Genomic DNA, 12,478 nt, shown 5'->3' with positions numbered 1-12,478 from the left:
ATGGTAGGCCCGGAGGGACTTGAACCCCCAACCAGACCGTTATGAGAAGTCGGGGCTATAGCGTAACTGGCGCTTTTTGGTGGCAAGAGCAGTCTTTATATAGCTGTTTTCGCCACCATGTTCTTTTTGCGTTCCACTTTTCAGGTTCAATTGGACCCAAGAGCAATCCGTAAATCACTTTTAATGGAAGATTCTGGCCACTTTCTCAATAAAGTCCGGCAAATAGGCATCAATGAACTTTTGGACAAACGGCGTTGTGATCAAGAGGGCTATTGCAAGATTGAGTTTGGTGGTCATTTCCCCATCCCTCTCATCACTGCATCAATGATATTCTGGCCAACCAGATTGGTTATGATAGCCGCCGCTATGCCCCAGACAATTTTCCTATATTGCCGATTGCTTTCTTCGTACCTGGAATCGACCTTATTATTTAGTTCTGAGACTTTTTCATCAATACTATCAAGTCTCTTCTCTTGGCTTTCTTGGCCTTTTTTCAGGGAACCAATCGTTTCATCATGAGCTGTCATCGCTCGCTTCCTTTTTGGCCGTTTTCTTCCATCTATGCACGAAATACACGGCTAGAAAGATGATTGAGTCTAACAGTAGGCTCCATTGCAGAACCACTAATGAAAGACCTAACTTTAGTTCCAATATCTCCGCTACCCATTCCCAAAATGACATTGCCCGCGTGCCCTAGTAAGGCGATCACATCAGGATATGTGAAGTCTATAAACTGAAATGATCGGTCTTCATGGCCCCCCACTAAACCAAGCCAATTGAAAAAACCGGCAGACGAACAAAGCAGGTAAATCCCGCCAAGAACGACTTGCCAGCGGTAAATCGAAGTGAAAAGAAAATAATATGCAAAAAAGAAATATAATAAGGATAGAGACCAGTATGAGCCGAATGTCGCCCATACGATCTGGTGCGCAATGAAATGAAGTATTAGCGCTACCGCTGCCGTCATGCTTTGTGTGCTATTGGAGCGATAGGCATAGATTGATGCTGTGGTTAGAGTAATCAGAAACAGGACTGGATAGATTGTTACGCCGCCCATAAGAAAAGGGCCGTAATGGTTAAACCACACGGCCCCCGCGACCACAACAAATACAAAAGAAAGCGCGGTCATATCAAATCCTACTTGCCGTTACAGCAACGCGTGCCGATTTTATGCTTGTCATTGAAATCCAGCATTGCGAGATGCAGATCAACGGACAACTCCGAAGCTTTGCCGAGAACTTGTTGCAATTCACCATGGACAGCACGAATTTCAGCGGTGGCAACGGGTTTCATGTCCTTGATCTTTTCGTCACGCACAACCCGACCAAAATCAGAGACGGCATTGCTATAGCCATCAATGGCCTGTGCTACACGCTTATCAGCCTGATTGAGCTTGACAATAGTACCCCTCGTTTTGTCAGAAAGCTCCATATCCTTCTGATCTTTTCCCATAAACTCGACCTTATCCCGAAGATCATGAATTTTAGTGCGCATTTTGCTTTCCTTTTGTTATCGCTTGCCACGAATTGCCGATGAAATAAGTTGGACACCCGCCACCCCTGCTCCAGATCCAAAGATGGAGCCAAAGATAGTGTCTGCCCATGGTTTGACGCTTTGCGGCAGGTCTGGAACCCACCAGCCAAAGGTAAAAGTTGTGTCCAGCATGACAGCAGCCCACCAGAGACCCAGAGGAACCGCAAATAAAGCCCAGACAGCCCAGAACACACGAGATTGCATAGCAACCTGCCTTGTGCCTTCCTGTGTCTTTATGTGGCTTAGAATGGCCTCAGAGCGGATTTTCTGGCGCTCTGTCTCATTGTCGATGGATTTGTCAACGGTCGATAGAACGCGGTCAAGTGTGCCGCCTGTCAGCCATGAAAGACCTTGATTGATGAGCCATTTGATAATCTTGGTCATCTCTCATCCTTCCAGCGCGCATAAAGCCGGTTGGCAATAAAGCCAATTGCGATGCCGCCTAAAACGATAGCAACAACCTTACCGTCCAATTGGTCCAGAAGTGCCCCTAAAGCGGTGACAAGACCGGTCACCCCGCCGATCATCTCTTTTGATTCAGCCAGAGATTTATGGATGATTGGTGTTGGCTCTGCTTGTGGGGCTTTCTCTTCTTCCCCGTATCCCTCAGATTTCAACGCTTGGTCATATTGCTTGGCAATACGGGCAATTTCACCCGCTTTATCGCGTCCGTTGATGACCCGTCGCGCATTGTGAAAATCGGATTTCGACAGAGTGATATAATCGCCAATCTTCTTGCGGGTGAACCAGCCTTCCATAGAACCCTTGACTAAGATTTTTGCGGCAGGCTCGCTCTGTAAGGCAAGTTCAGGATCTTGATCAAACGGCAAGGCAAGTTGAGTAGCGGCTTTCTTGTAATTCGCTTCCCAGGTTAACTGAACATAGCCCCGGCCATGCCATGGGTAATAACGAAGATTGCGCTTGCGCCATGCTTCCGATAGCCAATAAGCCTCAACAACTGGCTTCATGGTTCGCGCGGTCTCCCAATAGGCTGTTGCCAAAATGTATGCCGCCTGATTTCTCAAACATCCATACGATTTGCACTCATCAATGATGAGGCGGGTATCGCCAAGTTCGAGATTCATCCTAATCTCCATAAAAATAGCCCGCCTAAGCGAGCTTCAAACAGTCAAATTGTCGGGTGATTTAGAGGGCTTGAGCTTCCAGCCACTTTTCATCTATTTGCTCTTTTGAGATGCCAAGAGACGGCCCCAATAAATCCCAAAGCGAGTTCTCACGGCTCCACCGCCCGTCATTGCCGCCTGTCTCGACTTTTTTCTTGGCGATGATCTTTTCCATGTCCGTCCATGGTAGGCCATCTATCAAAGCAAAGACTTGTGATTGGTTGATGCCCAGTAATTCCAGAATTACTTCAAACTGGAACCGGGTAAGCGGAGAGAAAGTAACCGGGGGCGCACTCCAAGCACCATCTACCCAAAGCTGATGGCCATCATCAGGGGCTAGAGCCACTTCTACGGCTCCCTGTGGAGGTTCGGCCCCAACGAATTGCCCGATATATCTCCCGCCCTCGTCAACAAAATGCTTTACTGTTTTCTTGGTCATAGCGCAGCCCTTACAACTAATTTCCAGCTGGCCTGAGTTATCGTGACATTTTGATATACAGAATCAAAGCGACCAACATACACGCCAGAAGTCCCAATAAACCTAATTTTAATTTGAGTAGAATCTGACTTTGCCACCATCCCGTTGCCAGCCGATAAGGAAGCATAACCGAGAGGATAAATGAATTCATCCCCAACAGAAAAACCATATTCAGCCACCTTGCAAACAAATACAGCCCAAATAAGCTTAGGCATGCCGCCGAGTCCGTGGCTGAGAGTGGTTTCAGACGGCGCTGTAATGGACAGTTCCCCGCTGTCGTATATTTTTGCGAAAACCTCATCGCTCCATTCTGGAGCAGTTGCGCTAGCGTTCATCTTGATTGCTTGGCCCACTGTGCCTTTGGTAAGCCTTGAAGGTTCACCAGAAGCCCCATAATACAAGATATCACCTTCAGTTCCATGCTCCATGGCCGCAAGGGTTACAACGTCATTTGCCAGCACATTTTGAGCCTTGACTTTTCTGCTGTTGCCACTCACCGACATATGTAGTAAATCCGTTGAAGATACGCTCGTGGCTTCTGGTAGGTCACTAATTTCCTTATCGTCTGCCATTATGCCGCCGCTCCATGAGTAATCACGCCATTAGTCGCGTTGAAATCAAGCGTGATGGATTCACCATCTGAAAGTGTTGTCGTTCCTTCCGCTCTCGTGATGTAGCAGACAAGCGGGTCACCGGTTGCGGTGTCGTTATAAATCACGAAATGCTCAAACGGCCCAATTGAACCACCGGAAGCCGTAATAACTTCATCATCAATGGTCACTTTTGCTGTTGAACCGGTTCTAGTGACTGATACGTTATCAAGCGTGACGCCGCCTGCCGCGTACCCATTACCTGCTGTGATTTCGGTAATGTCGGTCAACTGAGCGTCAGATGCCGCAGTGGGCGTGGTGTTGGTAAAAGCACATTTGAATGTGTGCGTATCGAAATCATGCACGCCATTGTATGCGTTTTCGTAAAAGCAATCGAAGATTACAGGAGTTACAGGCATTCAAGCCTCCTCTAAGTTTCACTAATGGTTATTCTGTCATCACCGGTTTGCTGGTCGCCGGACAGAACCAGATAACTGGATCCAGTCTGCTGATCACCGGAAAGCAGGATCGCGCCTGGGCGGCTGGTCAGATCCACACCTATCGGAGTAGAAACGGCGGAAGATGTGCCGGTTTCTGTTTTCAGATGCCGAACCAGCGCGATATCTTTAGCCGTCGATCGCAGGCTCACGGCACCTGGTGCCGTTAGATAATCGCGTAAGGTGTCTGCGCCTTGCGGTGTGGCAACCGCTTGAGAAGCGCTAACCTCTGTAAGAGCTGCAAGCAGGCTATCAATCGCTTGCGGGTCTGTTGCCGCTGAGAACACATCGACACTGGTTTTGAAGGCCCTCAAGACAGAAGCATCAACAGCACTAGAAACTACCTGCCCTACCCCGACGTCTGTTAGATATGCGCGAAGCACATCAAGACCTTGCGGGGTCGAAACTGCACCGGCAGGCCCAACATCAACTTGTCCAACAGACGTAACGGTAACCGATTGAGGCGCTGTGACCGCGTTTGCAGGCTCGATAGCTGTCAGATAATCTCTTGTCGTGATTGCTTGCTGTGGCGAAGTCTCGACACTAACAGCGTTGGCGATGGTCGCATAAGATTGCAGCGTTTCAACGCTTTGCGGGGTGGATACAATCTCAAACCGGGAAATGCTGAATTTATCGCCAAATAGAATTTCGAGCGATTGCGGCAAAACCTCAATGCGGCTTGTACTGGATGCCTTGAGCTTACTTGTCCCGGTTTGCTGATCACCGGAAAGAAGAATAGAACTCGTTCCAGTCTGTTGATCGCCAGAAAGAAGAATACGAACGCCACCAGAAGGGAAGGCCGAAATATTAGTTCTTAAACTTCTCTTGACCTCAATGGGCCGCTCATCTGTTACCCCGTCAGCAGGCTCCACAAAAACCCTATGCGTCGAAGGCGTGAACCCCCTGATCCAGACTTTGTGAACCATTAAGGGTTAGCTCCCCATTCCTCGCAAACCAGAACAGCACCACGAGCCGGGTATTGCGCTGCATTGGTGCTGGAAACCTTGATTTCGTAAGAATGTGAGCTTGTGTCGCTTGGACTATGGCTGAAATCAAACGCCACCGCATAGGCCTGATCAGACCAGCTCATGGTGTTAAATTCGTCTTCCTTTGTTCCATCTACATGCAGCTCAACAACTAGCCCATCAGCATCATCAGACCCGCTTGCAGTCTTGAGAAGAATTTCACCCGTCACAATCACGCGGGAAGCTGAATAGACCGTCTGAAAAGCCTGCGTGACAATGCTTGATAAGCTTGTAGTCGAGGCAACCGCAGCCAGTGCCCGCTTTGATGCAGATCGCTTGACAGTCAAGCCGCCTTGAACAGTAACGTTCTGAGTACCGCCCGAAGCAGGTAGACGAAACTCATCATCAGGAGAATAGAAAACAACAGTGACAAGGTTCCCCGCTGCAATAACGCCGGGATCGAGCGCTTGCCCTGAATTGTCTTTCAGAGATTTAGCCCCAAGCCCGCCAATGTTCAGGGTAACGGCCCCTGTATTCGTGCTTGGTGCTGCAAACTGCGCTTGCATCCCGTCAGTATAGGCCAGATTGTCCGATACTGGTGCATTGCCTGTGATTGCGTTTGCGGTGCCCCCGACGCCCGTCAGCATCCCGACATTGCGCATTGCCACGGAAAAGACTGAATCGTTAACTGTCCCAGTATAGGTAGCCGCCGATTTATCAGATGGATAATCAGCCTCTACACCAATCTTGTTCTTTGCGGTCATGCTTCGAACCTTTGCAAATGCTCGTAAATTTCAGGGGCTTCTGGAACAAGGGTAAGGCTTGCTCTCTCTTCGGCTTCTCGATCCACATCCAGAACGATGTAACGCTTTAGCAATTGCGCCTTGGGACCGATCACAACATGTGCACCAGTCACGTTTGTTGATGACAGGGCAGAAGCCAGACGGACAGTGATAAGGCCATCGCTGCCAAGATGAGCGCTTGACACCTCTATTTCATCGCCACCTTGATCGTGCCTGATCCACAAAGACGATTGCAGGCCTTCGTCAAAGATGTTTGAGGATTCAAAGACATTTGTTGCATCAAAGAATGCCGTTGACCCTTCAACCGTTGGCCCTTGGTCAATCACCAGAGTTGTGTTTGATAAAACCTCTCTGACAACGCCGCCAAAGGCCTTGTCGTCAATCAGATCCGTCACCAGCAAAACCAGATCCCCACGCTCACAAACCGTTGCTTGTGTGGCGCTTGAGACAGATACGCGCTGCCTGCCTTGATAAACGGCCTGCAACAGATCGAAATAAGCTCTCTTACGTGCAAGGCTCTTCTTTGTAATGCCTTTATATTCTCGCACGGATTGCCCGGTTATGGTTGTCACAAACGGGTTGTTGACTTCCGTCTCTGCATCCTTGAAATCATCGGCTTCATCCTGAAACTTGCAACGAATGGCGATTGGCAATTCAGGCTCAACCACTTCAACGGATATGTTTGCATTGGCTGGTGTGAAAGCAACGACCGGCATATCTGCCGAACGATCCCGAAACCAATCAACACTGAACTTGTCCGAAAAGGTCATTCTTGCAAAGCCAGCAGCAGCCAAGATCTCAAGCACTTCTCTGAATGGTGTGCCAGAGAAAACCGCTGAAACTTCATAGCCATTGTCAATGCAGGCCTGACGCCAGGCAACAAACGCATCATTGTCTATAAGGTCTGTCGAGACCCCAAGACGCTTCATGGCATCAAAAAGGATCTGCCGCGCATGAGTGGCGGGGTTCTTGCTGGTCGCGGTTACTGTGTTCCAGCCTGAACCGTCCCAATCCTTCACATAACGAGCCGCCATGACCGTAACGTTTCGGATAGTCTCATCAACCGACTTGACGCCAATCAACCCCGTTGCTGGCCTCTGGCAAGGTTGTTGATTGACCAATGCCTGAACATGGTTGATTGAAATCGTGCCGTTAAATGGCGTTTGCTCTACCTTGACCTTGTAGACTTGCCCATCCAGATAGCCTTCAAACAAGGAAGGCACAGACCCGCTATAAGCATATGATCCATTCAGGCTGGATTGTGTCAGTGCATAGCCTCGAATGATTTCCCACTCGTAAGCCACCTTGGCAAAGTCATCATCAAGCGTGACACGAACACCCTGACGGCCACCAACAATATTGGCTACATCCTTCAGCCCTGCCCCATCAACAAAATGGCTGTGGGCCTGCCATTGATCCCCAGTTGACCCACTGGAAAGTGTATCGCCTGCCGCTGGAACATTCTGCCAGAATTCATAGCCCAAATCGCCCGGCTCGTTCTCTGAGCCAAAGACATTATCCCAACGGATCCGGAACTCTTTCAGACTGGACCCTTGCGCCCTACCGGTTACATGCACTTCGGGCAGATTATTCCAGGCACCATTTGATCCTTTTTCACGGAATCTTATCCGTAAGGGCAAGCGAATGTTGGTTGACGGGGCATCAGATTTCACGAAACTGTCTATCTGAAGGCGAATAACAATCTCTTCCAGATCATTATGGGCAACCGTTGTAAATCTGGTATAGGTTGGCTCTGATTTGCTTGGCTGGTCTTGGTTCACAAGATCACGGTCATCCAGATCAAAAACAGCCAGCCTTGCCCGAACATCTTCAACCTTGCAGCATTTATTGACAAAGGTGCTGGTTGCGTCATCTCCCGCACCTTCGATGGTTTCGGTTGTAATCGCGGCATAGTCAGAGATTGGCGCTCCATCAACCTGAATATCCGTCAATGCGTGCTGACCATCAAAAGCAAAAATACGCTCAACAACCTGTCGGCTATCATCAAGGCTATATCTTGGGTCGCTTAACTCTGGCGGACTGATACGACGCTCACCAACCACGATAGGCAGATACCCGCCTTTTGCTACCGGATTGCTGTCACTTTGCACATTCGCCAGCTTGCGGACCGCTTCGGCTTCTTGTGACCCGCCGCCACCCAACGATAAATTCGGAGGCTCTTCCGGAAACAGCAAGTTAGCCGCAATACTGGCCGCAGCCACGGCAACAAGCAAAAGGGTCGCTGTCAATGGAGCCAAGAAAGGCGCAATGATGGTTGCGATCAAGGCCACAACGCCAATAATCGCTTTTACCGTGCTTCCACCTTGCCTGAAGGTGAATTTGACCACCCCCTCAAGCTTTGGTTTAACATAAGCCCAAAGGCCTCTATCCAGCTCTTTCCAAAGACCGTTTGCCTGCTTGATCCATACTGTTGCCTGACCAGCAGACAGACCAAGGCCGCGAACCATCTCTTTGACCGACAAGCCAAAGGGCAATTCGACATGAGCCGTATGGCCCAGACCGTCAATGAGTTGGGTTTTCATTATGTTTCAAATAGCCTGTAATTGAGCCTTGAATGGCCGGGTCCGTGATCTTCTGACAGACGCAACAGCCTGCTTTGCGATCAGCATGCAGCACATGGCCGTTATAATAGATGCCGATATGCCCATTCCTGAGCCTGCCTGCCTGCATCAGCACCAAACAATGATCTTGAGGTGTGTCGACCGCTTCCCAGTTGGAAATGCTCTCAACGCCCCTCTGGAGCCCTTCATGGGTTGGCGGGTGGTTTGATCTATCTTCCACCCCCACGCCAAGCACATGCCTGTACCAAAGCTCCACAACGCCAAAGCAATCAACCGCAGAGAAGCTATTCCCCGCTGGTTCATATCGAACGCCCAAAAGCCGGGAAATGCAATCTTGCGGTGTCATAGCCAAAGAGCGGGAAACTCCGATTTTGTCACGGCCTTGCTTTGGACCGGCTCAGCCAGATCGAGCTTGGAAGAAAGTTCAAAAGCCACGGTTTCAACTGTCACTGTCTTGGTCTGGGCAAAGAAATGTGTCTTTGTGTCAATGAGTGTCGTATCCAGCTCTGTATTGACAACAATGAAGCGAACATTCACACGCCGTTCGGCTGACAGAACCAACTGACCCGGAACCCTGTTTATGTTACTAGCTTCAAGAGCTGCACTGCTTTGCTGGCCGGATGATTTGGGCAACAACACATCAATCTGAGAGCGGGTATAGACATTACCCTCATATGTGTAATCGTCCGTATCCACCACCGCTCTGACATAATAGTCTGACCCCTCTTCCCAGAACTCGATCAGACAGAGGATAGGGTCTTCCTGTGGGTGCAGGTTCACTCTGTGGCGGTCTGCATTTGTTGTTGTCGGCATCAGACTTCCCGGAATGTCAGAGCATAGTCTTTTATGCTGCCAGTTACGCTTTTGACGCTCGGTGCGGAACCCAATTCAACCGTGTAATTGACGCCCTCATATGCCCAAGTAAAGGGCGTTAGTCCATAATTGATTGTGGTCTGATAAAATGTCGCCCACGTCTGTTGCTGCGCATAGGTCATCCGAAGAGTAAATGAAAAGACCTTGAGCGCTCGCGTTGTTCGTCTGCGTTTGCGCGGCAGTCCAATCTCTCCGCTATCTTCAACAATGCCATCATTAATCTGGATACTTGCAGTACCGTCTAATGGACAAGGTAAATCTGAAGGGAAAATTGCCATTACCGCGCCCTCGTTACTGGCCTTGCTGCATAACGACTCATCGAGCCATCAAAATCACCTTGTGCAATGCCTTTTTTGGCCTTCCCGACCGCGCTGTCAGCGATTGGTCCAGCTGAGGCTTGCACGATTTTCACCGTGTTTTGATTGTTTTCCTGAATAATGGAACCAATCAACCCGTCAGCCAATTGAATGACCACACTGGATGATCCGCCGCCTTTCATGCTGGAATTAGGTAAGATATTAGCTGGCCCCATGATTGGCTCTGGCCCATTTTCCCCAGCAATCCCCCATTGCCCCGCACCAAGAGTACCACCTTTGGCAAAAAAGCCGCCGAAGCTTGAGAGAAGTCCGCCAAGCATACCACCGCCGCCGCCTCCACCCTTGCCGCCAAAGAGACCCGCCAAAGGCCCGTTGCCAAAAAGAGCCGCTTGAGCTGTTGCATTGATAAGGTTCTGAATAAGTGAATCCAGAGCTTTATTGCCTGTTTTGATTTGTGATGTAAATTCACCGAACGCTGACATTGCGGCGCTCTGAAATTGGCCTTGAACATGTGCCAGGGATCTTGTTGCCTTTTCTGCATTATCATTCGCAGCGATAATTTGTTCTATCGTTTTCCCATATTCTGAAGTCGGCTCTATCCCAAGACGGAATTGCTCATTCAGAATTTTTTGCTCGGTCGCATTAAGCCGGATTGCCTCGCCTTGCATTTTCAATTCCGCAATACGTCGCTTAATCCGGTCATCCTTGCGCTGTGCTTCATTTGCGGTTGCTTTGGCTGATCTACTAGCCTTGCTTGCTCTGGCTTGATCTTGCCGCAATTTCTGATCACGAAGCGTGTAAAATGCGTTCTTCTTTTCAACGGATGGGGCAGATCTTGTGTCCGCCATTTCTCCGTAAATATTTGATAGCTTCTCGCGCTGCTCTGGCGTACCAGATGTAGATTTGTTGGCGAGAGTGGCATATGAAGCACTTGCTTCATCCAACCGCCGCTTAAGGGCAAGCGCGTCAGCAGCAGCATCACGCATGGATCGGGCTACTCTGGAAATCCCTTCATCTGCATTTGTTTGAGCGATTTTGGATAATGCTTCCTGATACTCACTTAGACTGATTTTCCCGTCTTCAAGCTCTTTGGCAAGCTCTTGGAGCTTCTTTACAATGGGGGCGTAAGCCTTTGGCAGATGATCAACATCACCGATGTTTCTTGACCAAGCCTCCATGTTTCTTGCGATGTTTTGCATCGCATCATCCAAGGCTTTTTCAAGCTTTCTGACCGAAACCTCTGTCCTGTCGGTATCGGTTATAACCTGATCAAATTTTGCCGCTTCTTGTGTCGCCTTCATTGCAATGGCAACATCATCATATTTCTTTGCCATTTCATCCAAAAGGCTGTTGACGTGTGCCAAGGATGAGCTGGCGCTGTCACTGGATGACATTACTTGCCATAGCGCACCAGCACCAGCCGCAACGCCGCCAAGAACTGCGCCCATCATACCAAAGCCGCCCAGCAACTGCGGAACCTGTTGCGACATGGCTCTAATAGCATCCTGCCCTGACGCTATCTGGACAAAGAAATCACCGAACTGGTAAGAGGCGTTTTGAACAGCATGCCCAAGCCTGCGGTGAGACTTGGTTGCTGCTTGAATACGGCTAGACCCATTCGCAATAGACGTGTTGAACTTTTTAGAGTTTGCAGTAGCACGCCCCATGGATTCAGTAAATTTCTTCTCAAACCGCTTTGCATTGCGCTCGGCATCTCTTACACGCAATTCCAGCTTGGTTATGAGAACTTCTTCTTTAACTGCCATCTTTATAGCTCTTTACACGCTCGATATCTTCTTTGGTCCATTTGGCGAACGGATCACCATTGCCGTTCATCTGCGCATATCCCTCACAGGCCGCAAGAAATTCGACAAGCGTAGATTTCCAAAAAATATCTGGGGTCCACCCTATTGCAGGGCACATCTTTAACCACTGCCGAAGCGGGAAGGTTTTTAGTCGTTCTCCTCCGCTTCGGCTTCCGAGTTTCCCTCATCATCCTGCGGGAAAATTGTTGTCATTATCCCTGCATAGGCTTGGCTGAAATCGCCAAACCCACGGGCATTACTCCATGCCTTTTTAGCATCGCCATCAATGCACAGGGCTTGAAGGACAGAGCCAACAAATTTATGCTCTTTTATGTCCCTCAATTTTGATGAAACCTGCTCAAAATCCAGATCGCCAACCACATCAACATATTTTGCAAGGTTTTCCATACAGGATGAGATAATGATTTCATCATCGCCAAACTTCAAAGGCGTTTCGCCACGGATCTTGTTTGCTTCCTGAGGCATCAATCAGCATCCCCTACGGTGATTGTCCCTGTCATCGACAAGGAAAAATCAAAAGTGACCATATCGTCAAAGGTCCCTTGAATATCCAGACTTTCAATGAATGCAGCCCCGGTGTATTTCTTCACATTGGGTACATTGACTTCAATATTCGGCTTTGTTTGATTCAAACAAGCGTCATGAAACCTTTGAAAAACTGCACCATCGTTCGCTAACCCGGAGCCAGACAGGGATAGGGTTTGAACACCATATTCGCTTGAACTGATCAGCTTTCCGGTCGGGTCGGTGCAGCTTGGTGTTGTTGTGTCAATTTGGTTGTTGTTGATGGTGAGGGTTTTATCCTTCACATCACAAATAAGAGAAAAGACCTCTGGGTCTGCGCCATCTCCAACCTTGATGGTCAGCTCTTTGCCTGGGGTGTTAACCAT

Annotated in this window: 17 protein-coding genes; all 17 read right to left on the bottom strand. The window is 49.1% G+C overall.

Annotated elements, in window-relative coordinates; translation table 11 throughout:
• Nucleotides 1-293 precede the first annotated feature (293 nt).
• Nucleotides 294-527: a hypothetical protein gene (locus CRO57_RS24205; RefSeq protein ID WP_097156116.1), complete on the bottom strand. Its 234-nt coding sequence runs from the start codon at nucleotides 525-527 to the stop codon at nucleotides 294-296.
• Between the two features lie 32 nt (nucleotides 528-559).
• The gene (locus tag CRO57_RS24200) at nucleotides 560-1,129 is read right to left on the bottom strand and encodes a hypothetical protein (RefSeq protein ID WP_097156115.1); all 570 of its coding nucleotides are present in this window, start codon (nucleotides 1,127-1,129) and stop codon (nucleotides 560-562) included.
• An 8-nt stretch (nucleotides 1,130-1,137) separates the two neighbouring features.
• Nucleotides 1,138-1,494, bottom strand: coding sequence for a hypothetical protein (locus CRO57_RS24195; protein WP_097156114.1), 357 nt, complete (start codon nucleotides 1,492-1,494; stop codon nucleotides 1,138-1,140).
• 15 nt (nucleotides 1,495-1,509) lie between these two features.
• Complete coding sequence (locus tag CRO57_RS24190) at nucleotides 1,510-1,917, bottom strand: hypothetical protein (RefSeq protein ID WP_097156113.1); 408 nt, start codon at nucleotides 1,915-1,917, stop codon at nucleotides 1,510-1,512.
• A complete protein-coding gene (locus CRO57_RS24185; RefSeq protein ID WP_097156112.1) occupies nucleotides 1,914-2,618 on the bottom strand; it encodes a lysozyme family protein in 705 nt (234 codons plus the stop codon). The genes CRO57_RS24190 and CRO57_RS24185 overlap by 4 nt, the downstream gene beginning before the upstream one ends.
• A gap of 61 nt (nucleotides 2,619-2,679) precedes the next feature.
• Entirely contained in the window at nucleotides 2,680-3,096 is a 417-nt protein-coding gene (locus CRO57_RS24180) for a hypothetical protein (protein WP_097156111.1), read from the bottom strand.
• Nucleotides 3,093-3,707 (bottom strand): hypothetical protein, encoded by a 615-nt coding sequence (locus CRO57_RS24175; RefSeq protein WP_097156110.1) that lies wholly within the window; start codon nucleotides 3,705-3,707, stop codon nucleotides 3,093-3,095. The genes CRO57_RS24180 and CRO57_RS24175 overlap by 4 nt, the downstream gene beginning before the upstream one ends.
• Entirely contained in the window at nucleotides 3,707-4,144 is a 438-nt protein-coding gene (locus CRO57_RS24170; protein ID WP_097156109.1) for a hypothetical protein, read from the bottom strand. Before CRO57_RS24170 ends, CRO57_RS24175 begins: the two co-directional genes overlap by 1 nt.
• An 11-nt stretch (nucleotides 4,145-4,155) precedes the next feature.
• Nucleotides 4,156-5,148 (bottom strand): hypothetical protein, encoded by a 993-nt coding sequence (locus CRO57_RS24165; RefSeq protein ID WP_097156108.1) that lies wholly within the window; start codon nucleotides 5,146-5,148, stop codon nucleotides 4,156-4,158.
• Complete coding sequence (locus CRO57_RS24160; protein ID WP_097156107.1) at nucleotides 5,148-5,951, bottom strand: hypothetical protein; 804 nt, start codon at nucleotides 5,949-5,951, stop codon at nucleotides 5,148-5,150. Before CRO57_RS24160 ends, CRO57_RS24165 begins: the two co-directional genes overlap by 1 nt.
• A complete protein-coding gene (locus CRO57_RS24155; RefSeq protein ID WP_097156106.1) occupies nucleotides 5,948-8,533 on the bottom strand; it encodes a phage tail protein in 2,586 nt (861 codons plus the stop codon). Before CRO57_RS24155 ends, CRO57_RS24160 begins: the two co-directional genes overlap by 4 nt.
• Nucleotides 8,514-8,918, bottom strand: coding sequence for an NlpC/P60 family protein (locus tag CRO57_RS24150; RefSeq protein WP_097156105.1), 405 nt, complete (start codon nucleotides 8,916-8,918; stop codon nucleotides 8,514-8,516). Before CRO57_RS24150 ends, CRO57_RS24155 begins: the two co-directional genes overlap by 20 nt.
• Nucleotides 8,915-9,385, bottom strand: a complete 471-nt coding sequence (locus CRO57_RS24145; RefSeq protein ID WP_097156104.1) for a hypothetical protein — start codon at nucleotides 9,383-9,385, stop codon at nucleotides 8,915-8,917. Before CRO57_RS24145 ends, CRO57_RS24150 begins: the two co-directional genes overlap by 4 nt.
• Nucleotides 9,385-9,723 (bottom strand): hypothetical protein, encoded by a 339-nt coding sequence (locus tag CRO57_RS24140; RefSeq protein ID WP_097156103.1) that lies wholly within the window; start codon nucleotides 9,721-9,723, stop codon nucleotides 9,385-9,387. Before CRO57_RS24140 ends, CRO57_RS24145 begins: the two co-directional genes overlap by 1 nt.
• Nucleotides 9,723-11,528: a phage tail length tape measure family protein gene (locus tag CRO57_RS24135; protein ID WP_097156102.1), complete on the bottom strand. Its 1,806-nt coding sequence runs from the start codon at nucleotides 11,526-11,528 to the stop codon at nucleotides 9,723-9,725. Before CRO57_RS24135 ends, CRO57_RS24140 begins: the two co-directional genes overlap by 1 nt.
• A gap of 186 nt (nucleotides 11,529-11,714) precedes the next feature.
• Nucleotides 11,715-12,053 carry a hypothetical protein gene (locus tag CRO57_RS24130; RefSeq protein WP_097156101.1) on the bottom strand — a complete coding sequence of 113 codons (339 nt, stop codon included), beginning with the start codon at nucleotides 12,051-12,053 and terminating at the stop codon, nucleotides 11,715-11,717.
• Complete coding sequence (locus tag CRO57_RS24125; protein WP_097156100.1) at nucleotides 12,053-12,478, bottom strand: phage tail tube protein; 426 nt, start codon at nucleotides 12,476-12,478, stop codon at nucleotides 12,053-12,055. Before CRO57_RS24125 ends, CRO57_RS24130 begins: the two co-directional genes overlap by 1 nt.

The sequence above is a fragment of the Cohaesibacter gelatinilyticus genome (assembly GCF_900215605.1).
Lineage (GTDB): Bacteria > Pseudomonadota > Alphaproteobacteria > Rhizobiales > Cohaesibacteraceae > Cohaesibacter > Cohaesibacter gelatinilyticus.
The sequence above is the reverse complement of the archived record's forward strand: the minus strand, read 5'-3'. Positions and strand labels throughout refer to the sequence as shown.